General features: G+C 69.6%; 28 protein-coding genes. 15 read left to right on the forward strand and 13 right to left on the reverse strand.

Annotated elements, in window-relative coordinates; genetic code table 11:
* The first annotated feature begins 772 nt into the window (after positions 1-772).
* A complete protein-coding gene (locus tag AW271_RS34655) occupies positions 773-1,510 on the forward strand; it encodes a serine hydrolase (protein ID WP_245653343.1) in 738 nt (245 codons plus the stop codon).
* Here AW271_RS34655 and AW271_RS34660 read toward each other — a convergent pair.
* The 6 genes from AW271_RS34660 to AW271_RS34685 all read right to left on the reverse strand — a co-directional run bounded on the left by AW271_RS34660 (position 1,500) and on the right by AW271_RS34685 (position 7,435).
* Positions 1,500-2,186, reverse strand: coding sequence for a response regulator transcription factor (locus AW271_RS34660; protein ID WP_030456421.1), 687 nt, complete (start codon positions 2,184-2,186; stop codon positions 1,500-1,502). The two genes, AW271_RS34655 and AW271_RS34660, sit on opposite strands and share 11 nt — an antisense overlap.
* A 23-nt stretch (positions 2,187-2,209) precedes the next feature.
* Complete coding sequence (gene pstB, locus AW271_RS34665) at positions 2,210-2,986, reverse strand: phosphate ABC transporter ATP-binding protein PstB (RefSeq protein ID WP_062341990.1); 777 nt, start codon at positions 2,984-2,986, stop codon at positions 2,210-2,212.
* A gap of 5 nt (positions 2,987-2,991) precedes the next feature.
* Positions 2,992-3,879, reverse strand: a complete 888-nt coding sequence (pstA, locus tag AW271_RS34670) for a phosphate ABC transporter permease PstA (protein WP_245653344.1) — start codon at positions 3,877-3,879, stop codon at positions 2,992-2,994.
* Entirely contained in the window at positions 3,876-4,859 is a 984-nt protein-coding gene (gene pstC / locus AW271_RS34675) for a phosphate ABC transporter permease subunit PstC (protein ID WP_062341994.1), read from the reverse strand. The genes pstA and pstC overlap by 4 nt, the downstream gene beginning before the upstream one ends.
* 3 nt (positions 4,860-4,862) lie before the next feature.
* Positions 4,863-5,978 (reverse strand): phosphate ABC transporter substrate-binding protein PstS, encoded by a 1,116-nt coding sequence (gene pstS / locus AW271_RS34680; RefSeq protein WP_062341995.1) that lies wholly within the window; start codon positions 5,976-5,978, stop codon positions 4,863-4,865.
* A gap of 200 nt (positions 5,979-6,178) precedes the next feature.
* Complete coding sequence (locus AW271_RS34685; RefSeq protein ID WP_062341997.1) at positions 6,179-7,435, reverse strand: helix-turn-helix domain-containing protein; 1,257 nt, start codon at positions 7,433-7,435, stop codon at positions 6,179-6,181.
* Between the two features lie 115 nt (positions 7,436-7,550).
* Between AW271_RS34685 and AW271_RS34690 the strand changes: the two genes are divergently transcribed.
* Entirely contained in the window at positions 7,551-7,865 is a 315-nt protein-coding gene (locus AW271_RS34690; RefSeq protein WP_157554954.1) for a hypothetical protein, read from the forward strand.
* On the opposite strand, the gene hisN is transcribed toward AW271_RS34690, so the two are convergent.
* Positions 7,862-8,641, reverse strand: a complete 780-nt coding sequence (hisN, locus tag AW271_RS34695; RefSeq protein WP_083974678.1) for a histidinol-phosphatase — start codon at positions 8,639-8,641, stop codon at positions 7,862-7,864. The two genes, AW271_RS34690 and hisN, sit on opposite strands and share 4 nt — an antisense overlap.
* Before the next feature lie 82 nt (positions 8,642-8,723).
* Here hisN and AW271_RS34700 point away from each other — a divergent pair, with 82 nt between their 5' ends.
* Positions 8,724-9,170 (forward strand): DUF4442 domain-containing protein, encoded by a 447-nt coding sequence (locus tag AW271_RS34700; protein ID WP_245653345.1) that lies wholly within the window; start codon positions 8,724-8,726, stop codon positions 9,168-9,170.
* On the opposite strand, the gene rsgA is transcribed toward AW271_RS34700, so the two are convergent.
* Together rsgA and aroA are read right to left on the reverse strand one after the other, a co-directional pair.
* Entirely contained in the window at positions 9,167-10,174 is a 1,008-nt protein-coding gene (gene rsgA, locus AW271_RS34705) for a ribosome small subunit-dependent GTPase A (RefSeq protein WP_062342190.1), read from the reverse strand. The genes AW271_RS34700 and rsgA overlap by 4 nt on opposite strands.
* The gene (gene aroA / locus AW271_RS34710) at positions 10,171-11,448 is read right to left on the reverse strand and encodes a 3-phosphoshikimate 1-carboxyvinyltransferase (protein ID WP_062342005.1); all 1,278 of its coding nucleotides are present in this window, start codon (positions 11,446-11,448) and stop codon (positions 10,171-10,173) included. The genes rsgA and aroA overlap by 4 nt, the downstream gene beginning before the upstream one ends.
* Positions 11,449-11,484: 36 nt before the next feature.
* Here aroA and AW271_RS34715 point away from each other — a divergent pair, with 36 nt between their 5' ends.
* The 3 genes from AW271_RS34715 to AW271_RS34725 all read left to right on the forward strand — a co-directional run bounded on the left by AW271_RS34715 (position 11,485) and on the right by AW271_RS34725 (position 13,591).
* Complete coding sequence (locus AW271_RS34715) at positions 11,485-12,201, forward strand: SOS response-associated peptidase (RefSeq protein WP_062342192.1); 717 nt, start codon at positions 11,485-11,487, stop codon at positions 12,199-12,201.
* A 48-nt stretch (positions 12,202-12,249) separates the two neighbouring features.
* Entirely contained in the window at positions 12,250-13,128 is an 879-nt protein-coding gene (locus tag AW271_RS34720; protein ID WP_169806446.1) for an ankyrin repeat domain-containing protein, read from the forward strand.
* A gap of 157 nt (positions 13,129-13,285) precedes the next feature.
* Positions 13,286-13,591 carry a TraR/DksA family transcriptional regulator gene (locus tag AW271_RS34725; RefSeq protein ID WP_062342009.1) on the forward strand — a complete coding sequence of 102 codons (306 nt, stop codon included), beginning with the start codon at positions 13,286-13,288 and terminating at the stop codon, positions 13,589-13,591.
* Here the strand turns inward: AW271_RS34725 and AW271_RS34730 are convergent.
* Positions 13,588-14,331 (reverse strand): methyltransferase domain-containing protein, encoded by a 744-nt coding sequence (locus AW271_RS34730; RefSeq protein WP_062342010.1) that lies wholly within the window; start codon positions 14,329-14,331, stop codon positions 13,588-13,590. The genes AW271_RS34725 and AW271_RS34730 overlap by 4 nt on opposite strands.
* 239 nt (positions 14,332-14,570) lie before the next feature.
* Between AW271_RS34730 and AW271_RS34735 the strand changes: the two genes are divergently transcribed.
* The 7 genes from AW271_RS34735 (at position 14,571) to AW271_RS34765 (ending at position 20,749) form a co-directional block, all read left to right on the forward strand.
* Positions 14,571-15,176, forward strand: a complete 606-nt coding sequence (locus AW271_RS34735; protein ID WP_061297191.1) for a sigma-70 family RNA polymerase sigma factor — start codon at positions 14,571-14,573, stop codon at positions 15,174-15,176.
* Positions 15,173-15,439, forward strand: a complete 267-nt coding sequence (rsrA, locus tag AW271_RS34740; protein WP_062342012.1) for a mycothiol system anti-sigma-R factor — start codon at positions 15,173-15,175, stop codon at positions 15,437-15,439. The genes AW271_RS34735 and rsrA overlap by 4 nt, the downstream gene beginning before the upstream one ends.
* 10 nt (positions 15,440-15,449) lie before the next feature.
* Positions 15,450-16,358: an NAD-dependent epimerase/dehydratase family protein gene (locus AW271_RS34745; protein WP_062342014.1), complete on the forward strand. Its 909-nt coding sequence runs from the start codon at positions 15,450-15,452 to the stop codon at positions 16,356-16,358.
* A 122-nt stretch (positions 16,359-16,480) separates the two neighbouring features.
* The gene (locus tag AW271_RS34750; protein WP_439649021.1) at positions 16,481-17,824 is read left to right on the forward strand and encodes an HD-GYP domain-containing protein; all 1,344 of its coding nucleotides are present in this window, start codon (positions 16,481-16,483) and stop codon (positions 17,822-17,824) included.
* Positions 17,821-19,086: an HD-GYP domain-containing protein gene (locus AW271_RS34755; RefSeq protein ID WP_062342018.1), complete on the forward strand. Its 1,266-nt coding sequence runs from the start codon at positions 17,821-17,823 to the stop codon at positions 19,084-19,086. The genes AW271_RS34750 and AW271_RS34755 overlap by 4 nt, the downstream gene beginning before the upstream one ends.
* A gap of 88 nt (positions 19,087-19,174) precedes the next feature.
* Positions 19,175-20,506 (forward strand): acetyl-CoA carboxylase biotin carboxylase subunit, encoded by a 1,332-nt coding sequence (locus AW271_RS34760; protein WP_062342021.1) that lies wholly within the window; start codon positions 19,175-19,177, stop codon positions 20,504-20,506.
* Between the two features lie 33 nt (positions 20,507-20,539).
* Positions 20,540-20,749: a biotin/lipoyl-binding carrier protein gene (locus AW271_RS34765; RefSeq protein ID WP_156046122.1), complete on the forward strand. Its 210-nt coding sequence runs from the start codon at positions 20,540-20,542 to the stop codon at positions 20,747-20,749.
* Here AW271_RS34765 and AW271_RS34770 read toward each other — a convergent pair.
* Complete coding sequence (locus AW271_RS34770) at positions 20,739-21,122, reverse strand: thioesterase family protein (protein WP_062342022.1); 384 nt, start codon at positions 21,120-21,122, stop codon at positions 20,739-20,741. The genes AW271_RS34765 and AW271_RS34770 overlap by 11 nt on opposite strands.
* A gap of 47 nt (positions 21,123-21,169) precedes the next feature.
* Here AW271_RS34770 and bsaP point away from each other — a divergent pair, with 47 nt between their 5' ends.
* Together bsaP and AW271_RS40380 are read left to right on the forward strand one after the other, a co-directional pair.
* The gene (bsaP, locus tag AW271_RS43300; protein WP_083974672.1) at positions 21,170-21,352 is read left to right on the forward strand and encodes a biotin synthase auxiliary protein BsaP; all 183 of its coding nucleotides are present in this window, start codon (positions 21,170-21,172) and stop codon (positions 21,350-21,352) included.
* 139 nt (positions 21,353-21,491) lie between these two features.
* A complete protein-coding gene (locus AW271_RS40380) occupies positions 21,492-23,123 on the forward strand; it encodes a serine/threonine protein kinase (RefSeq protein ID WP_062342024.1) in 1,632 nt (543 codons plus the stop codon).
* 39 nt (positions 23,124-23,162) lie between these two features.
* Here AW271_RS40380 and AW271_RS34780 read toward each other — a convergent pair whose 3' ends face one another.
* The gene (locus tag AW271_RS34780) at positions 23,163-24,797 is read right to left on the reverse strand and encodes an acetolactate synthase (protein WP_062342026.1); all 1,635 of its coding nucleotides are present in this window, start codon (positions 24,795-24,797) and stop codon (positions 23,163-23,165) included.
* A 74-nt stretch (positions 24,798-24,871) separates the two neighbouring features.
* Positions 24,872-25,864, reverse strand: a complete 993-nt coding sequence (bioB, locus tag AW271_RS34785; protein ID WP_062342028.1) for a biotin synthase BioB — start codon at positions 25,862-25,864, stop codon at positions 24,872-24,874.
* Positions 25,865-25,872: the final 8 nt, after the last annotated feature.

Consider the following 25,872-nt stretch of genomic DNA (forward strand, 5'->3'; position numbering starts at 1 on the left):
GGTTTGTGCGGGGGTGTTTTCTCTGCCCGGCCCTTGCGGCCGGGCTTTCGTCGGTTCTCTACCGAAGGCGTTTCATGGGGTGAGCCCAGCCGTTTGGCTGGGCTTTCGTCGTTTCCAGAGCGCATGCAAGCCGCCGGCACGCCATCGGGTATCGGCCTGGCGTCAGCCGGGGGGCGGCTTGGGTTGTTTGCGGGTGTTGTTCTGGCTCGGCCGCGCGGCCGGGCTTTGGTCGTTTCCGGGCAGGTCCGCATCACGGGGGAAGACTTGCCAGGCCTTCCTGACGAGCGGGTGGCCTTCGACGTGTCACGAGTTATTCGCGGGCCGCACCGGTGGTGGTGTCGGGTTTCGCGCGGGTGTGGTTTCTGCCCGGCCGTGCGGCCGGGCTTTCTGCTTTTCAGAGGCGATCACAGGGGCTTGATCTCCCCGGCGGCTCAGCCAAGCATCTGGACCGGATGCGACGTCGGTCACGCGGCACGTTAAGAAGAGTCGGCGAGGCAGGCAGTTGCCGGCGCAGCTGGTGCTCATCGGTCACACCATGGCACCCGCAGTCGCGTGGGCTGTTGTTCAACGGGGAAATGGTCCGGCGTTGGTTTCCGCGGCTACATTGATGCCCACGATGTCCCCCCGTCGTGTGGTTCTCCCCCTCCTCGCAGCGCTGGCCCTGGCCGCCAGTGCCGCCTCGCATGACCTCCCCCGCCGACCCGAGAGGTCCCAGGTTCCGGTCAGAGCCGTAGTGGTCAAGTCGGAGCCGGTGTGGTCGGAGCCTCGGGGCGTGCCGGAGTCGAAGGAACCCCCCGTCAACAGGCGCAAGCTCACCCGAGCGGTCAAAGCACTGCTTGAGAGCCGGCCCGGCAGGACGTCGATCACCGTCGAGGATCTGCGTACCGGCAGGGTGTTCCGGTTCGGCGCCGAGGAGGTCCTCCCGACGGCCAGTGTCGCGAAGGTCGACATCCTCATGGCGTTGTTGCGGAAGGAGCGCTGGGATCGGCTGCCCAGGGCCGTCAGGAGGGACGCCGAGATCATGATCCGGTACTCCGACAACAAAGCGGCCGATCGGCTCTGGGAGCGGATCGGCCGCGAAGCCGGGCTGGCCCGGGCCAACAGGGCCTTCGGGTTGCGGGCGACCACCGCGGTGCCCGGGAGGTGCGTCGACCTCTACTGCTGGGGGATCACCCGGACCACCGCCGACGACCAGGTGCGGTTGCTGAAGCGTCTGCCGAAGTTGCGCGACGGCGCCGTAGTTCGGCGGTTGATGCGCCGGGTCGTACCGGAGCAGAAGTGGGGGGTGAGTGCGGGGGCCTGTGCCGGGGAGCGGGTCGCGCTCAAGAACGGCTGGTTGAAGCATGTGGCCAACGACCTGTGGGCGATCACGAGCGTGGGGCTCATCGCCGATCGATACGCGGTGGCCGTGCTCACTGAGGACAATGCCACCAGTGAGGCCGGGATCGCCAAGGTCGAGAGGCTCGTCGAGAGGGTGCTCGACGGGTTTCGCGTCTGTCCTAAGGGGTGACCAGGCGGTAGCCGACCCCCCTCACGGTCTGGATGAGTTTGTCGTCTTCGTCGCCCAGCCGGGCGCGCAGGCGTTTCACGTGGACGGCGATGGTGTTGGTGGACATCGCGTCCGCGGAGTGCCAGACGTGCCGCATTATCTGCTCGCGGGTCACGGTGCGGTCGGCGTTGCGCATGAGGTAGTGCAGCAGCTCGAACTCGCGCAGCGGAAGGTGGACGACGCGGCCGCCCACCTTCACCTGGTACGCCGTGACGTCGAGGGCGACGTCGCCGATGGTCAGCACGGTCCGCTGGATGCCCTGCCGGCGGAACGCCGCGTGGACGAGCGGAAGCAGCTCGGGCACGCGGTACGGCCGGGCGACGCACGCCGTCGCTCCGGCCGCCAGCGCCTCCATGGCCTGTTCCGCGAATCCCTCGCCGACGCCCAGCAGGACCGGTACGGCCCGTGCCAGGCGTACCGCCCGCACGAAGTCGACCGGTCCGATGATGGGCAACGACGCGCTGATGAGGACGGCGTCCGGGCGCAGTGCTCCAGCTTGGAGCAGCGCCTGGGCGCCGTCGAACACGCCGGTGACGTCGATTCCCTCGGACTCGAGTTCGTGTGTCAGGTTCTCGACCAGGGCGCTGTCGGGGTCGGCGACCAACAGCGTCGGCGCGGATCGAGTTTCCCCGTCCACCCGGTCCTCCCCAATGTGTCGGATCAGCCGAAACGCCCGGTGATGTAGTCTTCGGTCGCTTTCTGAGTCGGGCTCGTGAAGATCTTGGTGGTGTCGTCCATCTCGATCAGCTTGCCCGGCTGGCCCTGAGCGGCCAGGTTGAAGAACGCCGTCTTGTCACTCACGCGAGCGGCCTGCTGCATGTTGTGGGTGACGATGACGATCGTGAACTCCTGCTTGAGCTTGGAGATCAGGTCTTCGATCGCCAGCGTCGAGATGGGGTCGAGGGCCGAGCAGGGCTCGTCCATCAACAGCACCTGCGGCTGGACCGCGATGGCGCGGGCGATGCACAGACGCTGCTGCTGTCCGCCCGAGAGGCCGGAACCGGGCTTGGTGAGCCGGTCCTTGACCTCGTTCCACAGGTTGGCGCCCTTGAGGGAGTCCTCGACGATGGTGTCGAGCTGCGACTTCGAGTAGCGGTGGTTGAGGCGCAGGCCCGCGGCCACGTTGTCGTAGATGGACATCGTGGGGAACGGGTTGGGGCGCTGGAACACCATGCCGATCGTGCGGCGCACCGACACGGGGTCGACGTCGGAGCCGTAGAGGTCCTGGTCCTCCATGCGGATCTTGCCCTCGACGCGGGCGCCGGGGATCACCTCGTGCATGCGGTTCAGGGTGCGGAGGAAGGTCGACTTGCCACACCCGGACGGGCCGATGAAGGCCGTCACCGCGCGGGCGTCGATGGTCATGTTGATGCCTTCGATGGCCTTGTGGCTGCCGTAGTAGGCATCGACGTCGGTGACCTCGATTTGTTTGGCCATGGCTATTACCTCTTCCTCGCGGGCGAGCGCCAGTAGGTGATCAGGCGCGCGGCCAGGTTGAGCAGCATGATGATGATGATCAGCGTGAGCGCGGCGGCCCAGGCGCGGTCGATCGCGGTGTCGTTGGGCCGGGCGGCCTGGTCGAACACGTAGAGAGGCAGGCCCATCTGCGGCCCGTTGAACGGGTCGTTGTTGATGGAGTCGGTGAAGAAGACCGTCAGCAGCAGCGGCGCCGTCTCACCCGCGACACGGGCGACGGCCAGCATGACGCCGGTCACGATGCCGGTGAACGCGGTGGGGAGCACGACCTTGACGATGGTGCGCCACTTGGAGACGCCCAGGGCGTAGGAGGCTTCGCGCAGGTCGTTGGGGACCAGCAGCAGCATCTCCTCCGCGGCCCGGACGACCGTGGGCAACATCAGGATCGCCAGCGCCATGGCGCCGGCCCAGCCGGAGAACGGCATGCCCAGGATGAGGATCCAGAAGGCCAGCACGAACAGACCGGCGACGACCGAGGGGACACCGGTCATGATGTCGACGAAGAAGCTGATCGAGCGCTTGAGGCGGCCGTTGGTGCCGTACTCGACCAGGTAGATCGCCGTGAACAGACCGATCGGCACCGAGATGACCGAGGCCAGCGCGACCTGCTCCAGGGTGCCGATGATGGCGTGGTAGGCGCCGCCGCCGGCGTCCCTGGCCCCGATGTTGCGCATCGAGTGGGTCAGGAACTCCAGGTCGAGGCGGGCGATGCCGTTGGCGATGACCAGCCACAGGACCGAGACGAGCGGGATGACCGCGATGACGAACGCCAGATAGACAAGGGCCTGGACGCCCTTGTCCTTGAAGCGGCGCATCCCGGAGATGCGCTGGATTTCAGGGGTGACGGCACTCACGCGGCGACCCTCGCGTATTCCTTGCGGCGGGAGATGACCCAGCGGGCGGCCATGTTCACCAGCAGGGTGATGATGAACAGCACCAGACCGGACGCGATCAGCGCGCCCCGGCCGATGTCGTTGGCCTCGCCGAAGCCGTTGGCGATGTTGGCCGCGATGCTGTTGCCGTTGGCGCTGAGGATTTCGTAGCTGATCGTGAACGTGGCCGGGAAGATCAGGGCGACCGCGATGGTCTCACCCATGGCGCGGCCGAGGCCGAGCATCGCGGCGCTGATCACGCCGGGGCGGCCGAACGGCAGCACCGACATCCGGATCATCTCCCAGCGGGTCGCGCCGAGGGCGAGAGCCGCCTCCTCCTGGAGCTTGGGAGCCTGGAGGAAGACCTCCCGGGAGATGGCCGCGATGATCGGCAGGATCATGATCGCCAGCACGAGCGAGCCGACGAGCATCGACTTGCCGACGACCTGGTCGCCGCCGAAGATCGGGATCCAGCCGAAGTAGTCGTTCAGGAACTGCGAGGGCCCGCGCATGAACGGGACCAGGAAGATGATGCCCCACAGGCCGTACACGACCGAGGGCACCGCCGCGAGCAGGTCGATGATGTAGCCCAGGAACGAGGCCAGGCGGCGGGGGGCGTAGTGGGAGATGAAGAGCGCGACCCCGATCGCGATCGGCGTGGCGATGATCAGCGCCAGGAAGGAGCTGACGACCGTGCCGAACGCGAGCGCGCCGATGCCGAACTTCGGCTCTGAGGCGTTGGCGTTCCACGTCAGTTCGGTCAGGAACGACGCGGTGTTCGCCTGGAGTGCGGGGATGGCTCGCGCGATCAGGAACACGGCGATAGCCGCCATGATCACGAGCAGCAGGATGCCCGCACCGGTCGATGCGTAACGGAAGGGGCCGTCGCCACGGCTGCGCCGGAAGGCGGACCGGCTCAGGGGAGCCGACCCGCCTTCACGCATTTGCGTCGAGGTCGCCATTACTTAGGAGATGGCCTCAACCGCGGTACGGACCTTGGTCAGCAGCGACGCGGGGAGCGGCGCGTAGCCGAGGTTGGTCAGCACCTGCTGGCCCTCGTCCGAGGCGGTGTAGGTGAGGAAGCCCTTGACGAGCGGCAGGTCCTGGGCCGAGAGGCCCTTCTCGCAGGTGATCTCGTAGGTCACCAGGACGATCGGGTAGGCGCCCGCGGCCGAGGTGGCGTAGTCGATCTTCATCTTGAGGTCGTTGCCGGTGCCCTCGACGGTCGCGGCCTCGACGGTCTTGCCGGCGCTCTCCGGGGTCAGCTCGACGAACTCGCCGGAGCCGTTGGCGACCTTGGACTTCTGCAGGCCGGAGTTCTCGGCGTACGAGAGCTCGACGTAGGAGATGGCGCCCTCGGTCGACTTGACCGACGCGGCGATCTGGTCGGAGCCCTTGGCGCCCTGGCCCTTGGCCTCGGCCGGCCACGCCTTGCCCGGCTCGTACGGCCACTCGGCGGTGGCGGCCAGGAACTTGGTGAAGTTGTCGCTGGTACCCGACTCGTCCGAGCGGTGGAACGCCTGGATGTCGGTCGAGGGCAGCGTGGCGTCGGGGTTGTCAGCCTTGATCGCGGGGTCGTCCCACTTGGTGATCTGGCTGTTGAAGATGCCACCGATGGTCTTCGGCGAAAGCTGGAGGCCGTCGACACCGGGGAGGTTGTAGACCACGGCGACCGGGCCCACGACCATCGGCAGGTTGATGGCCTTGCCGGTGGCGCAGCGGGCGTCGGCCTGAGCCGGCTCGTCTTCCTTCAGGGCCGAGTCGGAACCGGCGAACGCGACGGTGCCGGCGATGAACGCCTGGACACCGGCGCCCGAGCCGCTCGGCTGGTAGTTGATGCTCACACCGGAGTTGGCGCTCTGGAACGCCTTCTTCCACTCGTCGATGGCGTTGGCCTGAGCCGAGGAGCCGGCGGCGTTGATCGTGCCGCTGAGGGCGGCGTCACCCGAGGCAGCGGGAGCAGTGGTGCCCGCCGCCGGAGCGGTGGTCTCACTGGCGCCAGTGTTGTCGTCGGTCCCACACGCGGCGAGCGACAGCACGCCGGCGATGGCGGCTACGGCGAGCCGGCCTGCATACTTCACGGCTGAATCCTCCTGATTGTTTCTTCAACAACCGGGAGGCTAGGGGCCGAAGGTGACCTGACGACCGGACGAAGGTGAACGAAGAATGAACGGGTTTGGTCCCCTTCGCTCAGGTCTCGAGAGATAACGGGCAGGTCACAGGCGTATTGCGGCGTTAATGAAAGCCCCGCTCCGAAGTGGAGCGGGGCCGCTGGACCGATTCAGAATGCGCTGGTCGCACGCAGTCTGTCGTCGAAGTCGCGGACCAGCAGAGACGGCGGGCCCTCGTAGTCGCGGCGGAACCGCCGCACCCGGTGGAGCACCCTCTCGGACGAATAGACGACCCCCGCCTTGAGCGCCTCACCGGCCAGGGTGAAGGCCTCGTCGACCTCCCCGGCCATCCGGCGGGCCGTGGCGATCTCGAGCATGAGCAGCGCCTGCTGCTTGGCGGCGGGGCGTACGGAGACCAGGGATTCGGCGAAGGCCGAGACCGCGTCGTGGGGGCGGCCCAGGCGGACCATCACCAGCGCGCGGTAGCCGGCCAGTTTGCCGGGGTCGAAGGGGAAGACCCACGGCCAGGGGGGCGACGAGGTGCGTTCGCTCTGGGCGACGGCGATCTCCGCCTCGCGGAGGCAGTTGAGCGCGGCCATGACGTCGCGTTTGCCCGCGTGGCCGAGCGCCTCGATGCACGCCAGCCAGGCGCGGGCGGTGGCCGGCGGGTTGCCGCCCATCTGCGCCCTGGCCTGGGCGACCATCGTCAGCCCGAGCAGCGGGTCGTCGTGGTCGATCTCGAACGCGGCCAGGCTGCCCAGCATGTAGGCCTCCAGCAGCGGGTGTTCGGCCCGGCGGGCCGAGTCGACCGCGAACCGGTAGAACATGCGGGCGGTGCCGATGTCCTGCATGTCGGCGTGCAACCAGGCGGCGAACCCGGCGGCCTCGCTGACGGTCGGGCAGACCTCCACCGCGAACGGCGTCTCGGCCGACCGGGCCAGAGCCCGTTTGGTGAGCTCGACGTGGGCGACGGCGCCGCGGGCGAGCTCGCGGGCGGGGGTCTCGGCCTCCAGCCGGCGCTGCGCGCCGGTGATCGCGGCGAGGGACGTCGCGGTCGTCTCGTCGGCCGACCGGTAGGAGATGGACGGCGCCACGGGCATCGCGGCCAGGAAGGCTATCTTGCTGAAGTCGCGGCGTTTCGTGGGGTCCTCACCCCCGACGTCGCCGATTCGCAGGAGGTACTGGGGGATGCCGACCTGCCGCGCGAGGTCGCGGATCTGGTCGACGGTGAGCGACTGGCGCCCTCTGAGCACCTTGGACACCCAGCTCTGGGAGTAGCCGAGGAAGTCGGCGAGCTGGCCCTGCGTCCATCCGCGAGCGGATCGGACCTGATCGAGAATCGTCGCCATGTCACACTCGGCGAGCGCGCCGGCGACCGGCGGCCGGGCCCAGAAGTCCGGCGGCAGACCGTTTCCGTCATGACCCATGACGGTAAGTTACGCCCATTCGCGACGTCACGCAGGAATTCGCCGGACGAATATCGCGATTTCTGATCCGCATGGCGTATTCCACGGGATCGCCCCAGGTCGTGAGTATCACAACATGGACGCCCCCACCAAGACAGTCTCGCGTGGAAAGGTCATGACCACCTATCACGGCCCGCACGTGCCGAGCCATCCCGATCCGGACGCCAGGCGGCTGACCTGGCGTCCCGGCGCGCGGTGGACCGACCGCGAGCGGATCAGGGCTCATTCGTGCTCGTGCCGCGGAGTGGTCTACGAATTCGTCGGAGCCGCCGGTCAGTACTTCATTCGGCGTACGACATTGCAGTCGCAGCTCACCGAGGAGACCGAGCGGATGGTGTCCTCACGCGCCGAACAGATGTGGGCCGACCTTTTCTCCGGAAAAGTCTATTAAGAGAGCTTTTTGAGTACTTCGGTGTGCAAGAGCCCGTTCGAGCACACCATGCTCCCGCTGTCGAGCGGCGGATTGCCGCCCACGCCGGTACACGCACCACCGGCCTCTTCGACGATCACGGTGAGCGCGGCCATGTCCCATGGCGACAGTTCCGGTTCGGCCGAGACGTCCACCGCACCCTCGGCCACCATCATGTGGGACCAGAAGTCGCCGTAGGCCCGCGTCCGCCACACACTGCGCGTCAGATCGAGGAGGTTGTCGAGCTTGCCCTCCTTCTCCCAGCCGCCGAGGCTGGAGTAGGAGAAGGACGCGTCCTCCAGTTTGGCGACCGACGACACCCGGCACCGGGTGGCCTTGGTCAGACTGCGGCCGGTGAACGCGCCGCCGTCGCGGGCCGCCCACCAGCGCCGGTTGAGCGCGGGCGCGGAGACGCATCCGACGACGACCTTGCCCTCTTCCATGAGCGCGATCAGGGTCGCCCACACGGGCACGCCACGCACGAAGTTCTTGGTCCCGTCGATGGGGTCGATGACCCAGGAACGCATGCCGTAGCCCGTTTTGCCGAACTCCTCGCCAATGACGGCATCGCGGGGGCGAGCCCGGCGAAGGGTGCCCCTGATCGCCTCCTCGACCGCCCGGTCGGCGTCGCTGACCGGAGTCAGGTCGGGCTTGGTCTCGACCTTCAGATCCACGGCCTTGAAACGGCGCAACGAGATGTCGTCGGCCGCATCGGCCATCACGTGCGCGAGTCGCAGATCATCGTTGTAAGCCGTCACGGATCACACGCTAGCGGTTTGGCCCGCATTTCCATCAGACCCGGGACCGCTCCAGATCCTACCAATGAGTAACATGCCGTCCATGACCACTTTCGACACGGGGGCTCTGTTCCTGCAGAGCGTCCCCTTCGCGCGCACCCTCGGCGTGTCTTTCGACTCCGTCGACTCCGGTACGGCTGTCGCTCGTCTCGCCGACCGTCCCGACCTGCACAACCACGTCGGCGGACCCCATGCCGGAGTGGTGTTCTCCCTGGCCGAGTCGGCCTCCGGGGCGGCCATGCTCTCGCTGTTCGGCGACACCCTCGACCGGGCGACGCCGCTGGCCACGGTGGGGCGGGTGGCGTACAGGAAACTGGCTCTTGGAGATCTGAGCGCCGAAGCGGTGGTGAGGGCCGAGCGCGAGGCGGTGCTCACGGAACTCTCGGAAGGCCGGCGGCCGGAGTTCACGGTCGAGGTGACGGTACGCAACTCAGAAGGCGCGACGGTCGCCGAGGTCACCGTGGAGTGGACGCTGCGGCCCAACCGCTAGTCGTCGTCCGGGGCGCCGTCGCGGCTCGACAGCAGACGGCGCAGTGACACCAGGCGGGCGGGGTCGCCGTGGCCCTCGGCCACGAAACGGTCGAGGGCGCAGCCGTCGCCCAGGTGGGTGCAGCCCTTCGGGCAGTCGACCGCGGCCTCGTTGAAGTCGGGGAAGGCGACCAGCACGTTGTCGATCTCGACGTGGCCGAGCCCGAAGCTGCGCACGCCCGGCGTGTCGATGATCCAGCCGCCGTCGGGCAGCTCCAGCGCGACGGCGGAGGTAGAGGTGTGGCGGCCCCGGCCGGTGACCGCGTTGACGTGGGACACCGCCCGGCCCGCCGTCGGCACCAGCGCGTTGACCAGCGTCGACTTGCCCACACCCGAGTGGCCGACCAGCACGCTCACCCGGCCGGTCAGATGGTCGCGCAGCTCCGACAGGTCGCCGCCGCGCCGGACCGTGATGTGCTCGACGCCGAGCGGCTCGTAGAGCGAGATCAGCTCGTCGGGGGCGGCCAGGTCGGCCTTGGTCAGGCAGAGCAGCGGGTCGATGTCGGCGTCGAAGGCCGCCACCAGCAGGCGGTCGATCATGCGCGGGCGGGGTGGCGGGTCGGCCAGCGCGGTCACGATGACGAGCTGGTCGGCGTTGGCCACGACCGGCCGCTCGACCTCGTCGTAGTCTTCGGCGCTGCGCCGCAACATCGAGCGGCGCTCCTCGCGGCGCACGATCCGGGCCAGCGAGTCGGGCTTGCCCGAGGTGTCGCCGACGAGCGCGACCTCGTCGCCGACCACGATGCCCTTGCGCCCCAGCTCCCGGGCCTTCATGGCCGTGATCACGGTCGACGGGCCGGTCTCGTGGATGCCGCGCCCGGTCAGCACCGTGTAGCGGCCCCGGTCGACGGCGACGACGAACCCCGGCACCGCCGCTTCGTGGGCAGGGCGGAGCCGGGTGCGCGGCCGGGACCCCTTGCCCGGCCGGACCCTGACGTCGTCTTCGTCGTATTCGCGCCGTTTCAGGACGCGTCTCCCTGGAGCATGGCCGCCCACATCGTGGCGAACTCGGGCAGGGTCTTGGCGGTCGTGGCGATGTTCTCGACCTCGACGCCGGGCACGGCCAGGCCGATGACGGCCCCGGCGGTGGCCATGCGGTGGTCGTCGTAGGAGTGGAAGACGCCCTCGTGGAGCTTCTTCGGGAAGATCTCCAGGCCGTCGTCGGTCTCGCGGGCGTCGCCGCCCAGGCGGTTGACCTCGGTGGCCAGCGCGGTGATGCGGTCGGTCTCGTGGCCCCGGATGTGGGCCACGCCCCGGATGCGGGTCGGCGAGTCGGCCAGCGCGGCCAGCGCCACGATGGTCGGGGTGAGCTCGGCCTCGTCGCGCAGGTCGACGTCGACGCCGTGGAGGGCGTCGCCGTGCACGGTCAGGCCCTCGGCGGTCAGCTCGACCCGGGCGCCCATGCCGGTCAGCAGCTCACGCAGCCGGTCGCCCGGCTGGGTGGTCTCGGCCGGCCAGTGGGGGACCGTCACCGAACCGCCGGCGACCATCGCGGCGGCGAAGAACGGGGCCGCGTTCGACAGGTCGGGCTCGACCGTGAAATCGGTGGCCGCGATGGGGCCGGGCAGCACCCGCCAGACGTACTGCTCGGAGTCGTCGACCTCGACGCCCCGGGCCCGCAACATCTGGACGGTCATCGCGATGTGTGGCATCGACGGGACCGGCGGTCCGACGTGGCGGACCGTGACCCCCTTCGGGAACCGGGCCGCCGCCAGCATCAGCCCGGAGACGAACTGGGAGGAGCCGGACGCGTCGACGGTCACCTCGCCGCCCGACAGCGGGCCGCGGATCGTGAACGGCAGCCGGTCGCCGTCGACGTGGGCCCCCAGGCCGCGGAGCGCGTCGAGGATGGTGCCCATCGGCCGTTTGCGGGCGTGGGGGTCGCCGTCGAAGGAGACCTCGCCGTCGGCCAGCGCCGCGATCGGCGGCAGGAACCGCATGACGGTCCCGGCCAGGCCGCAGTCGATGTGGCCGCCGCCGGTGATCGGGCCGGGCGTCATCTCCCAGTCGGCGGAGGAGGCGCTGGTGCCGACGTTGGTCATGCCGGCGCCGAGGGTCCGCAGGCCGGCGGCCATCAGGTCGGCGTCGCGGCTGCGCAGCGCCAGCCGCACCCGCCCCGGACCGTCGGCCAGCGCGGCCAGCGGCAGGGCGCGGTTGGTCACGGACTTGGAGCCGGGCAGCGCCACGGTGGCGACCACCGGGCCGGACGCGACGGGAGCGGGCCACAACGGAGCGGACATGCGGCCAAGCCTATCGGCGGGTGGCAGTCTGGAGTGATGTGCGGTAGATACGCGTCGGCGCGCAAACGCCACGAGCTGCTCGAGGAGTTCGAGGTCGAACTCGACTCGGAAGAGGAGCTCGAACCCGACTACAACGTCGCCCCCACCAAGAACGTGTACGCGGTCATGAGCCGCGTCCCCCACGTCGAGGGCGCGACCAGGCCGGTCAGGCAACTCCGCGTGGTCCGCTGGGGCCTGGTCCCGAGCTGGGCCAAGGACCCGTCGATCGGCTCCCGCATGATCAACGCCAGGATCGAGACGGTCGCCGAGAAGCCCGCCTTCCGCAAGGCGTTCGCCACCCGCCGCTGCCTGCTGCCCGCCGACGGCTACTACGAGTGGATGCCGACCGACGACAAGCGCAAGCAGCCCTTCTTCATCCACCCGGAAGACGGCGGCGTGCTGGCGATGGCCGGCCTGTACGAGTTCTGGAAGGACCCGGAAGGCGAGTGGATCTGCACCTGCACGGTGATCACCCAGGACGCCGAAGACCGCCTGGGCCACATCCACGACCGCATGCCCATGCTGATCGCGCGCGACAAGTGGGCCGAATGGCTCGACCCCGGGGTTTCGGACGCTTCCGAACTCCTGGTTCCGGCGACGTCGGCGGGGCTGGTGGCCTACCCGGTGGATCCGGCGGTGGGGAACGTGCGCAACAACGGAGAGCAGCTCATCGCCCCACTCGAGGACGGCGGTGACACCGATCAGCTGTTCTGAGTGCGCGCGCAGGCGAAGGGCGACCCCGAACCCAGGATGGTCCACCTGATGGAAGATGCCCGCGACGAGGACCTTCATGAGGCGATCTTCGACGGCGACGCCGACGAAGTGGAGGTTCTCCTCGAACGCGGGGCGAACGCCGAGTCGCTCTACCTGGACGAGTCGGCGCTCTGGCTGGCGGTACGGCGGGGAAATCGGGACATCATCAGCATGTTGCTGCGCGCCGGGGCCGATCCCTGGCGGTTGATCATCGGGACTCGGTCGGCGGGTTCGGTCGCGCTCACCGGACCGTTGGCCGACCTGTTCGCCGATCTCCCGGGCGCGCCCTCCGTCGATCCCGCGTGGATGGGTCGCCAGCGGCGGGCCGATGCGGTGGTCGCCCATTACGCCACCTGGTCGGAGTATCTGGAAGAGGGCGAGAGCTACGCGCTCGTCGCCGGCGTCGACGAGGACACGGCCATCCGCCGCCTCGGGCTCGACCCGGCCGACTGCCCGACCGTGGGCAGCCGTGACTACGAGGAGGCCCTGCCGGGGGTCGGCTTTGAGGCGTACTGGCTGGGCACGCCGCCGGGCGGATCCGGCGTCGCGCTGCTCAACCTCGTCGGGACCTGGCCGGGCAGGGGGCACGTGTGGGGGCCCCTCAGCTCGCCCGGCCCGGTGGTGGCGGTCTCCACCAACGTGATCGCCGACACCTGCATCGAGATCTGGCGGGACGGCGGCAACACCCGGATCTTCCAGTCTTTGCACGATCCTGGTCAGGAGACCACGACCGAGGAGTGGTTGTGCCGCTTCTACGACAGGTCTGACGACTCGACGACCGGTGGGATGAAGGGATTGGCGCTCGGGACCCTGCTGACCGGCGTCCAGGTCGATGAGGACTGGCTGTTCGAGGCTCCGAAACGGCTCGTCGTCGTCCCCGCCGCATAGCCGGCCCTGGCCAGGTGTTCGCACCTCCCAAGAGCGGAATACCTCTAATGGCAGGTGAGACCGGGAGGAACGGCCGACTCTCGGCGATCACCCTGCTCCGGTTGCACTCAGCCGCCAGCCCCCGGCGGCGTCCCCCCATTCCCGGAGGTGCGGATTCGTGGAATCTGCGGCCGCGCGTATGCGCCTGGAGATGATGCTCGACGACCTGGACCGGTCCATCGGAGTCCTGACAACCACCCCGTCCGCCGAGATCACACTCGGCGACGCCGACCGCAATCACGCCATGATCGAGGCGGCGGGCCGGCAGCGCCGGGCGGTCATGGCGGCGCTGTCCCGGCTCGACGCCGGGACCTACGGCCGCTGCGTCGACTGCGGCGTCGCGGTGCCGGAGGGCCGGTTGGAGGCCCGGCCCGAGGCGGCCCGCTGCATCGGGTGTCAGTCGCGGCGGGAAAGACGCCGCTAGAGGGGCTTGCGCCCGCTGGCCACCAGGTGGATGCCGACCGTGTCGTCGTCGTCGGGGTGGGCCTCGAGCTCGGTTCTGACCAGCCACGACAACGATCGCTGGTCGCTGCCCAGCACGTGGTCGACCGTCGAGGGCGACAGGACGGTGCGCGGGCGTACCCACTCGACTTCGAGGCCCGCGCCCGTCAGCAGGTCGCGCAGCTGCGCGGCCGAGAAGCACCGGGTGATGCTGCCGTCGGGCCAGGGCACCAGCATGACCTCGCCCGTCTGGCAGAGGTGGGCCCAGTAGTTCTGCTCGGCCAGGATCGCCATGCCGAGCACGAGGGAGTCGACGCAGACCAGCACCCGGCCGCCCGGCTTGAGCACGCGGGTCACGTCGGCCAGCGCCGACTCGGCCATGATCTCGACCGACAGGGCGCGTTCCTCGGCGACCACGGCGTCGACGCTCTCGTCGGCCAGGAACGCCAGGTCGTCGCTGCGCACCTTGTGGATGTGGTCGGACGCCTCCCTGAGCCACGGCTCGGCCGCGGGACGGCGGAAGTCGAGCACCTCCACCACGCGGTGCCCGGCGCGGGCGGCCTGGGCGGGCCAGCGCCCCCGGCCGCCGGAGAGATCCAGCAGCAGGGAGGGTTTTTCGGGCAGCCAGCGGCGCAGCTGCTCGGCGACGACGGCGTGGTAAAAGGTCCAGTAAGGCCCGAGATTTCCTGTGCCGTTGAGTTCATTGGCCGGAATGGGCAGCACGAGCGGCTCCTGGACGTTGACGTTCTCAGAAGGAGGGTCTGGTGGAGACAGCGTGGATGACACCGTCCCTACCAGCCGGTACGTAGCTTTTTCCCCGGATAAGGCATTGCGTACCTTGTCCGGGAACAGACTCTACGCCGCCGCGGTTGACGATGGGCATGAACGCGTTGCTGGTGAGGCCGGAAACCCCGGCCTATGCCGTCCCGGTATCCTCTGATGCGATACGCATCTATGAGGGGGTGGGTCCGGTCTCCAAGACTGCCGAGGAGACTCTGGAGCAGCGCAGTGAGCGGTTCGAGCGGGATGTCATGCCCTATATCGACCAGCTCTACTCCGCCGCGCTCCGGATGACCCGCAACCCCGCCGACGCCGAAGACCTCCTCCAGGAGACCTTCGCGAAGGCCTTCGCGTCGTTCCACCAGTTCCAGGTGGGCACCAACCTGAAGGCCTGGCTCTACCGCATCCTGACCAACACCTTCATCAACAGCTACCGCAAGAAGCAGCGCGAGCCGAAGCAGGCCGGCACCGAGGAGATCGAAGACTGGCAGCTCGCCCGCGCCGAGTCCCACACGTCGAGTGGGCTCAAGTCGGCCGAGCTCGAAGCGCTCGAACACCTCCCCGACAGCGACGTGAAAGACGCTCTCGCGGCGCTCCCCGAGGAATTCCGGATCGCGGTCTACCTGGCCGACGTCGAGGGGTTCCCCTACAAGGAGATCGCCGACATCATGGGGACCCCCATCGGAACCGTGATGTCGCGCCTCCACCGCGGCCGCAGGCAACTGCGCTCGCAGCTTGAGGACTACGCGCGCGAGCGCGGGCTTGTGCGATCGGAGGAGGGCGCATGAGCTGTGGTGACCACCACGACACCGACTGTAGTGAGGTGCTCGACCGGGTCTACAGCTTTCTCGACGGTGAACTCGACGAGGACAAGTGTGGAGACATCCGGCAGCACCTCGACGAGTGCGACCCCTGCCTGCGGGAATACGGGCTCGACAAAGTCGTGAAGCAGCTCGTGGCAAAACACTGCGGTTGTGAACCGGTGCCCGACGACCTTCGGGCCAAGATCCGGCTGCGGATCGAACAGGTGCGAACCGAACTGGTGGAATAGCCTGCTGGCCATGCGGATTCTGGTCACGGGCGGTGCGGGTTTCATCGGGTCCAACCTCGTCGATCGGCTGCTCGCCGACGGCCACGAGGTCGTCGTGGCCGACGACCTCTCCTCCGGGTCCAACCGGGCCCCGCGGGCGGAGTTCCACCAGGTCGACGTCCGCGACCCGGCGCTGGCCGAGGCCGCCGACGGCGCCGAGGTGATCTGCCACCTGGCCGCCCAGATCTCGGTCCGCGCCAGCGTCGCCGATCCGCTGACCGACGCGCGCGTCAACGTCGAGGGCACCCTCAACGTCCTCGAAGCGGCCCGGGTGAAGAAGGTCCGCAAGGTCGTCTTCGCGTCGTCGGTGGCGCGTTACGGCCGCCCCGAGACGATTCCGGTGCCAGGGAACACCCCGGCCCGCCCGATGTCGCCCTACGCCGCCTCGAAGGTGAGCGCCGAGTCCTATCTGTCGGCCTACCGGGCGCTCTACGGCCTCGAATACACCACGCTGGTGCTCTCGAACGTCTTCGGGCCGCGTCAGTCGCCCGGCGGCGAAGCGGGCGTGGTGGCCATCTTCACCGACGCCCTCCTCGGCGGCCGGCCGACCGTCCTCTACGGTGACGGCTCCCAGACCCGCGACTACGTCTACGTCGACGACGTGGTCGACGCCTTCGCCCGCGCGTGCGGCTCCCGGGGCGACGGCGGCACCTTCAACATCGGCACCGGCGCGCAGACCTCCGACCGGGCGCTGCACTCCCTCATCGCCGCCGCCGCCGGGGTGCCCGACGAGCCCCGTCTCGCGCCCGCCCGGCTGGGCGACCTGCCCGCGATGGCGGTCGACCCCGTGCCCGCCTTCGACGGGCTGGGCTGGCGGCCCGAACACGACCTCGCCGCCGCGCTCAAACTCACCGTGGATTGGGTCCGCAACGCTCAGTGATGAGTTGATTACGGTTTGGCGACAACCCAGTGAAGTGCCTGTCCGCTGGGTAGCCTGACCGTGCACATCAATGTGGAGGCGGCGCAGGTTGACAGACGCGCCTTCTTTGAGGGATGGCCGCTTTGCGCGAAATGCCGTGGCCGGCGAAGATCTACTTCGTCCTGTGCATCGGGGCGGCCGGAATTCTGCTCCTCCGGAGCTCGCAGGCCTATGAGGGGCTCGACTGGTCGTCGACGCTGGTCCTCGCGCTGCTCTTCCTCGTCTGCGAGTCGGTGCCGACCCAGCTGAGCGTGCGTCAGGCGGCGATCTCGGTCAGCTTCTCGGCCGCGCTCGCCGCGGTGGTGCTGGTCGGTCCCGAAGGCGCGGCCCTCGTCGCCGCCACGGCGGTCTTCTCGGTACGACCCGGGCTCGCCACCCACAAACGCCTGTTCAACGGGGCCCAGTTCCTCATCTCGGGCTACGCCGCCGGGTGGATCTACACCGTGGCCGGGGGAGAACCGGGCCTGCCGCGGCGCACCGACTTCCCCGAGATCATCCTGCCCTACGGCGCCGCGACCTTCGTATTCGTGGCGCTCAACTTCGTGCTGACCGCGCTGATCCTGGCCCTGGCCGAGGGCGTCGGCAAACGCCAGGTGCCGGTGCCCGACGTGGCGCAGTTCCTGCTCTCCTACCTCGGGTACGCCACCTTCGGCCTCCTCATCGCCGGCCTGTGGGCCACCGTCCAGTCGATCTCGGCCGTGCTGGTCCTGCTGCCGCTGTTCGTCGCCCGCTGGGCGTTCGGGCAGTACCACGCGCAGCACCGTTCCTACGAGGCCACCATCGCCGCGCTCTGCCAGGCCGTGGAGACCAAGGACTGGTACACCCGGGGCCACTGCACCCGTGTGTCGGCCGCCTCGTCGATGATCGCCGAGGAGATCGGCATGGGCACCGAGCGCCTCCACGCCATCCGCTACGCCGGCATGCTCCACGACGTCGGCAAGCTCGGCGTGCCGACCAAGGTCCTGCAGAAGGACGGCGTGCTCACCGAAGAGGAGTTCGCCGCCATCCAGCTCCACCCCATGCGCGGGCTGGAGATCGTGCGCGGCATCGGCTTCCTCGACGAGGCGTTCGCCGGGATCATGCACCACCACGAGAGATACGACGGCCGGGGCTATCCGATGGGCCTGGCCGGGTCGGAGATCCCCGAGTTCGCCCGGATCATCTGCGTGGCCGACGCGTTCGACTCGATGACCTCCGACCGCTCCTACCGCAAGGCCAAACCGCAGGAGGAGGCGGTGGCCGAGCTGCGCAAGTGGTCGGGCACCCAGTTCGACCCGATCATCGTGGGGGCGTTCATCCGGGCGCTCGACCGCGACGGCTGGAACCCGCCCGCGAGCGTGCCCGCGCCCAGCGGCATGCCGGTGGTCACCGCCGCCAAGGACCACGACGACCCGACCACGCCGATCCAGGTGGTGTCCGACCGATGACGAGCGAGACCCGGGGCATCCAGGGCCTCGACTCGGGGCAACTGCTGCTGATCTGCGCCGGAGGCATGCTCGCGGTCGCCGGGATCTCCCACACGGCCGCCGTCGGGCTGGTCGACTCCCAGGTGGCGATCGGGTTCGGCGCGCTGATCACCTGTGGCGAGCTGGCCCGGCTGACCATGCCGGGCAACCGCGAGGTGGCGCCGATCAGCACCGCCGCCGCGTTCGGCTACGCGCTGCTGCTCTACGTCGGCGGCGAGCAGGCCGCCCACTCGGCGCTGCAGGTCGTCGCCGTGATGGCCGTCGGCATGATCGCCGGCGGGCTGCCGCACCTGGCCGTGGGCCGCGCGCCCCGGCTCGACGCGCTGGCCCGGCGGCTCATCTGCGGCGCGCTGCTGGCCTTCGCGTTCCGGCCGTTCGCCGACGCGCTGCGCCCGCCGCCGGGCGGGGCGTGGTGGGTGGCGCTGCTGGTGATGGTGCTGCTCATCGCGGTGGCCCTGGCCGTCGACGTCGTGGTGGCCGGGCTGCTGCGGGCCGAACAGGTCCGCACCGCCTTCTCGGTCGCCGTACGCGACGAGGCGCGCATGGCCGCGCCGCTCGGCGCCGCCGTGGCGGCCAGCGGGATCCTGCTCGCGCTCGCCCTGCACAGCATGGAGCTGACCGCGCTGCTGGCCTTCGCCGCGCCGCTGCTCGTCACCCAGGTCGCCTTCCGCAAGTACGCCGGCATCCGGGCGACGTACCTGCAGACCATCAGGGCGCTCGCACGCGTCACCGAGGTCGGCGGCTACGTCGAGCCGGGCCACTCGCGCCGGGTCAGCCGCCTGGCCGTGGCCATCGGCCGCGACCTCGGCATGGCCGAACCCGAACTGCTCGAACTCGAGTACGCCGCCCTCATGCACGACATCGGACAACTCAGCCTGACCGACCCCATCCCCGGCGGGGCGACCGTGCTGACCGATCCCGAGCAGGCCCGCCGCATCGCCGAGCTCGGCGCCGAGGTCATCCGCAAGACCGGCGTGCTCAACCAGGTCGCCGACATCGTGCGCCGCCAGTGCGACCCCCTTGAGGAGCGTCCGCCGCTGGCCAGCCGCATCATCAGGGCCGCCAACGCCTACGACGACCTGGTGAGCGGATCCACCAACCGCGACCGCGCGGCCGCCGCGCTGGAGCGGATGCGGCTCGACGGAGGAACCCAGTACGACCCCGGCGTCGTCGAGGCGATGGCCACCGTCATCGACCGGCTCGTCCCGGTCAACAGACTGTGACAATTGTGGGCTTCCTACAGTTTGAGGCGTAACGATCAGTGCTCAAGAGTGCACGGCGCGGGATCTTCCGGGCCGTAAGGTTGGCTGCGTGTTCGAGTCAGTCTTGGTCGCCAATCGCGGCGAAATCGCTCGCAGGATCATCCGGACCCTCAACGAGATGGGGATCAGGTCGATCGCCGTCCACTCCGAGGCCGACGCCGACCTGCCCTTCGTTCGTGAGGCCGTCGAGTCGGTGAACATCGGCCCGGCCAATCCGGCGCAGAGTTACCTCGACCAGGCCCAGGTCCTGGCCGCCGCCCGCGCCACCGGCGCCCAGGCGATCCACCCCGGCTACGGCTTCTTCTCCGAGAACGCCGAGTTCGCCCGCGCCGTCATGGCCGCCGGGCTCACGTGGATCGGCCCCTCGCCCGAGGCCATCGTCCAGATGGGCGACAAGATCAACGCCCGCAACCTCATGGAGGCCGCCGGCGTGCCGGTCGCCGCGGGCACCCGCGAACCGGTCACCACGATCGAGGACGCCGCCAAGGCCGCCGCGAAGATCGGCTACCCGGTCATGGTGAAGACCGCCGGTGGCGGCGGCGGCATCGGCATGGGCGTCGCCCACGACGAAGACAGCCTCGCCAAGGCGTTCGAGCAGGCGTCCCGCGCGGCCGCCCGCTTCGGCGGCACCCCCGCGATCCTCCTCGAGCGTTACATCGAGCGGGCCCGCCACGTCGAGGTACAGATCCTCGGCCTCAACGACGGCCGGGTGCTGGCCCTGGGCGAGCGCGACTGCTCGGTGCAGCGCCGCCACCAGAAGGTCGTCGAGGAGTCGCCGTCCCCGGGCATCACCCCCGAGCTGCGTGAGCGCATGCTCGCGGCGGCGGCCCGCGCGGGCGCGGCGGTCGAATACCGGGGCGCCGGCACCGTCGAGTGCCTCGTCGACGCCGACGCGCAGGACTTCGTGTTCCTCGAGATGAACACCCGCCTGCAGGTCGAGCACCCGGTCACCGAGCTCGTCACCGGCGTCGACCTCGTCGCCGCCCAGCTGCGCATCGCCGCCGGTGAGGACGTCGAGCTCGACGTCACCCCGCGCGGCCACGCCATCGAGTTCCGCGTGTACGCCGAAGACCCCAAGCGCTTCCTGCCCGGCCCCGGCCACGTCAAGGAATGGGTGGAGCCGTCGGGCGAGGGCGTGCGCGTCGACTCCGGCTACGAGGCCGGCAACACCGTCACCCCCTTCTACGACCCGCTGATGGCCAAGCTCTGCGTCTACGGCGCCACCCGCGCCGAAGCGGTTGAACGCGCCAAGGCCGCCGTCGCGGGCTTCACGATCTCCGGACCCAAGCACAACCTGCCGTTCTGCGCCGAACTCCTCGACCACCCCGAGTTCGTCAGCGGCGACTATGACACCGGCCTGGTGTCCCGCATGAGATCGTGATCCGGAACGACAGAGGTTCGATGGGAGACAGTGGTGGCTGAGGTACGCGCGGAGATGGTGGCGAACGTCTGGAAGGTCGTCGTCGCCGAAGGTGAGACGGTGTCCGACGGAGACACCCTGGTCATCCTGGAGTCCATGAAGATGGAGATCCCGGTCATCGCCGAAGACGACGGCGTGGTCGCCATCAAGGTCTCCGAAGGCGACGTCGTCCAGGAAGGCGACCTGATCGCCGTCATCGAGTAGCGCGCGAGAGGAACTTCTCGCGGTCGACCACGACCCGCTCGATCACGCCGGTGGCGACGACCGAGCCGTCGAGGTGGGCCGCGGTGAAGGCGAAGACCAGGCGGCGCCCCTCGACCTCGACCAGTTCGGCCGAGATCTCGACGTGGGCGCCCAGCCCGCTCGCGGCGAGGTGCTGGAGCTCGACCCGCACGCCGACCGAGGTCTGCTCGGACGTGAGCAGCCCGCCGATCGCCTCGCAGGTCAGGCCCTCGGCGAGGGCCAGCAGCCTCGGCGTGCCCAGCACGGGCACGTCGCCGCTGCCGAGCCTCTCCGCGGTGTCACTCTTCTCCACCATGATCAACCGATTGGCCCGCAGTCCGGGCGTGAGCGCCATGGTGGGATGCTAGTAGTTCGACCCTCCAACTGATCGAAAGGTGTGACGTGGACCTTTACTGCGACCACTGCGGGGGCCTTTCGGATGACGGCGACCACGGGGGCTGCCAGGGCGCCCGCGAGATGGAGCCGCCTCGCTACTGCGCCAAGTGCCGCCGCCGGATGACCGTCCAGGTGACGCCGACGGGCTGGTCGGCGCGCTGTTCACAACACGGGCTCACCGCAGCCTGAACGCAACCTGAACCAAACCTGTGTTCTGACCGTTATGGTGAGGGATTCCTGGGAGATCTGGGCTTACCGGCCGATTTTGCCGGTGCCCGCTAGACTTCCGGCACGACAGTGGTCAGTGACATAGGGGGTATCCGGGGGCATGGTTGCCCAAGGGACTACGCTGGCCGGGCGCTACCGATTGGACCAGCGCATCGGCGCTGGCGGAATGGGCGAGGTCTGGCGCGGGGAAGACACCGTCCTCGCGCGCACGGTCGCCGTCAAGGTGCTGCTCCCGGGCCGTCTCGACGACCCCGGTTTCGGTGCGCGCTTCCAGGGTGAGGCGCGCGCCATGGCGCTCATCAACCACCCCGGCGTGGTCGACGTCTACGACTACGGGGTGACCGACGTCCCGGGTGACGGCCCGACCGCCTACCTGGTGATGAAGTTCGTCGACGGCGAGCCGCTCGACCGGCTGCTGCTGCGGATCGGGCGCATCCGTCCCGAAGCGGTCATGGAGCTCATCGGGCAGGCCGCGGCGGCGATCCAAGCCGTCCACGACCGGGGCATCGTGCACCGTGACGTGAAGCCGGGCAACCTGCTCGTGCAGGCCGACGGCACCCTCGTGCTCACCGACTTCGGCATCGCCCGCTCCGACGCCGCGAGCCGGCTGACCGACGCCGGCATGGTGCTCGGCACCGCCGCCTACTGCGCGCCCGAGCAGGCCGAGGGCGAGCCGGTGACCCCGGCGGTCGACATCTACGCGCTCGGTGTCGTCGCCTACGAGTGCCTGGCCGGGCGGCGTCCCTTCGACGGCGACACCCCCGTCACGATCGCGCTCAAGCACATCCGCGAGCAGCCGCCGCCGCTGCCGGCCGACATCCCGCCGCACATCCGCCACGTGGTGGAACGCGCTCTGCTGAAGTCGCCGGCCGAACGCTGGCCGACGGCCATGGCGATGAGCCAGGCGGCCCGGCAGGCCGCCAACCCCGGCGCGTCGCTGACCCAGCCCAACCCGGCCCAGGCGACCTCCGGCGTGTTCCCGAAGACGGGCGACTGGTACGAGCCCCCCGCGACCGGAACCTACGCCGCGACCGGCAACTACCCGGCGACCGGCAGCTTCCGCACGACCGCCGTCACGCCGGAGACGACCCCGGCGGGGCCGGGCGGCCGGCGCAAGCAGGGCAACAAGGGCAAGCGCGGCCTGACGATCGTCGCCATCGTCTCGGGGGTGTTCGCGTCGGTAGGCATCGGCTGGGCGGGCGTGAACATCATTAGCAACTCGGGCGAAGCGGCCGAGAAGCCGCCCGGCGCGAACCACGTCGCCGCGCCCGACACCTTCACCCCGAGCCCGAGCCCGACCAAGCCGCCTCGCAGGTCCCCCAAGCCGACTCCGACCGCCGCCAAGCCGTCGGTGAGCGAGGAGCCGACGGAGGAGCCCTCCGAGGAGCCCTCGCCCAGTCCCTCTCCGAGCCCGTCACCCAAGCCGTCGAAGACGCCGCCCAAGCCGTCGCCGACCCCGACCAAGGAGATGCGGACCGTCCCGCTGCTCTGGAAGATGTCGGCCGACGACGCGGAGTCGGCGCTGCTCAAGCACGGGTTCCAGGGTTCCTTCCAGACCAAGGGCGACACCGGTCTGGGCTGCACCGAGGTCTACTCGCAGAACCCGAAGGGCTCGACGCAGGCGGCGGAAGGCTCGACGATCACCGTCTACGTGCGGCGCATCGCCTGCCCGGCGGCTTCGCCGTCGCCGTCTCCCTCGGCCGCCTCGACGGGCACCGGCACTCTTCCGTAGCAGGGTGGCGGTGACGGACGGGCCGTCACCGCCACGTCGTCAGACGCCCGTCGTGTTGCGCGGGTAGGCGATCTCGGGGTCGGTCGCGATGTTCACCATGTAGGGCACGCCCGAGTCGAACGCCCGCTGCAGCGCCGGCCCGATCTCGGAGGGCTTGGTGACGAGTTCGCCGCCCCCGCCGAGCGCGGTCACGACCTGGTCGTAGCGGCACTGGGGCTGGAGGTCGGCGGCGACGTCGTAGCCGTACAACATCTGCATGGGGTGTTTCTCCAGGCCCCACATGCCGTTGTTGCCGCAGATCATGACGACCGGCAGCTTGTGGCGGACCAGCGTGTCGACGTCCATCAGCGAGAAGCCGGCGGCGCCGTCGCCGAGCAGGAGCACGACCTGCGACGACGGGCGGGCCAACCGGGCGGCGATGGAGTAGCCGAGGCCGGTGCCGAGGCAGCCGTAGGGGCCGGGGTCGAGCCAGTGGCCGGGGCGCTTGGGCTCGACGTACTTGCCGGCGTAGGAGACGAAGTCGCCGCCGTCGCCGATGACGACCGCGTCGTCGGCCAGCTGGCGGTTGAGCTCGCCGTAGATGCGCATCGGGTGGATCGGGTCGCTGTCGGAGGCGAGCAGTTCGGCGTCTTCGGCGATGGCCGCCTTGGCCGCCTCGGCCAGCTTGGTCGTCCACTCGTCGCGGGGCTTCACGCTCGCGGTACGGCACGCCGCCGCCAGCCCCCAGAACAGCAGCGACAGGTCGCCGGCCGCCGAACCGGACAGGCCGGTGTGGGTGGCCAGCTGGGAGGGCGCGTCGGCGAGGTGGACGACCCGGGCCAGCGGCGCCCCCTGCTTGCCGCCGAACCAGCCGTAGTTGAGCCGGAAGTCGAGCGGGGTGCCGGCCACGATGACCAGGTCGGCCTGCGAGAACGCCAGGCCGCGGGCGCGGGTGACGAGCAGTTCGTGGCCCGAGGGCAGGATGCCGCGGCCCTGGCCGTTGGGCACCACCGGGAGGCGGAACTCCTCGGCGAAGTCGCGCGCGGCCTCTTCGGCGCGGTCCATCCACACGTCGGAGCCGACCACCAGCATCGGCCGCTCGGCCTCGGCGATCAGCGCGGCGATGGCGGCCAGGTGGTCGGTGTCGGGTTCGAGCGGCGAGGGCGCGAGCGTCTCGGTCTCGACCGAGGGGGAGGGCGCGAACAGGTGGTCCATGTAGAAGTCGAGGAACACCGGGCCGCGATGGGGGGCGAGCGCGGTGCGGAAGGCCATCTCGACGTCCTGGCCGATCGAGTCGGCGCCGGAACCGGTGAAGGCCAGCTTGGTGATCGAGTCGAACAGGGGCGGGTGGTCCATCTCCTGGAGCGCGCCCGAACCCCAGCGCGACTGCGGGGCCCGGCCGCCGAGGATCACGACCGGGCTGCCGTTGAAGTGGGCGGTCGCGACGCCCGAAACGCCGTTGGTGATGCCGGGCCCGGCCGTAAGCACCGCCAGGCCCGGTTTGCGAGTGAGCCGCGCCGTCGCCTCGGCGGCGAAAACGGCGCTCTGCTCATGGCGTACGTCGAGGATGCGCATGTCTTCGTGGACGGCGCCGTCGTAGAGGGGGAAGACGTGCCCGCCCGACAGGGTGAACATCGTCTCGACGCCGTAGGCCTTGGAGACGCCGACAGCGACGTCGCCCGCGTGCTTGCTCATTCGTGAAACCTACCAGTCGGTTAACTAGTGGACCTACGAGCTGCCCTGGCCGCGGGCGAACGAACCCTCCTGGTCTAAAGCGTCTGGGACAGGGCCTTGATCGGCATCTTCAGGTCGGTCAGCAGAGCCAGATCTTCGGCTGGGGGGCGGCCGAGGGTGGTCAGGTAGTTGCCCACGATGATCGCGTTGATGCCACCCATCATGCCCGCACGAGTGCCCAGGTCGCCAAGGGTCAGCTCACGTCCGCCGGCGTACCGGAGGATGGTTCGCGGTAGAGCGAGGCGGAAGGTCGCGATTGTCTTCAGGGCCTCGGCGCCCTCGACGACCGGGTAGTCGGCGAACGGGGTGCCGGGACGGGGGTTGAGGAAGTTGAGCGGGACTTCGTCGGGCTGGAGCTCGCCGAGTTGCGCGGCGAACTCGGCGCGCTGCTCGACCGACTCGCCCATGCCGATGAGGCCGCCGCAGCACAACTCCATGCCGGCCTTGCGCACCATCAGGCAGGTGTCCCAGCGCTCCTCCCACGTGTGGGTGGTGACCACGTTGCCGAAGTGGGACCTGCAGGTCTCGAGGTTGTGGTTGTAGCGGTGCACGCCCATCTCGGCCAGCTCGTCGACCTGGGCCTGCGTGAGCATGCCCAGCGAGCACGCCACGTTGATGTCGACGGCCTCCTTGATGGCCTTGACGCCCTCGCGGACCTGGTCCATCAGGCGCTTGTCGGGCCCGCGCACGGCCGCGACGATGCAGAACTCGGTGGCCCCGGTCTGGGCGGTCTCGACGGCGGCCTTCACCAGCTCGTCGATGTCCAGCCACACGGAGCGCACGGGGGAGGTGAACTGCCCCGACTGGGAGCAGAAGTGGCAGTCCTCCGGGCAGCCGCCGGTCTTCAGGGAGATGATCCCCTCGACCTCGACCTCCGGGCCGCACCACTTCATCCGCACCTCGTGAGCGAGGGCGAGGAGGTCGGGCAGGCTCTCGTCGGGCAGGTTCAGGCACTCGAGCGCCTGCTCCCGCGTCAAGCCCCGGCCCTCGTCGAGCACCTGTGTTCTGGCGATCTCCAGGATGGTCATCGAATCTC

This window comes from Herbidospora sakaeratensis (genome assembly GCF_001570525.1).
GTDB classification, from domain to species: Bacteria; Actinomycetota; Actinomycetes; order Streptosporangiales; family Streptosporangiaceae; genus Herbidospora; species Herbidospora sakaeratensis.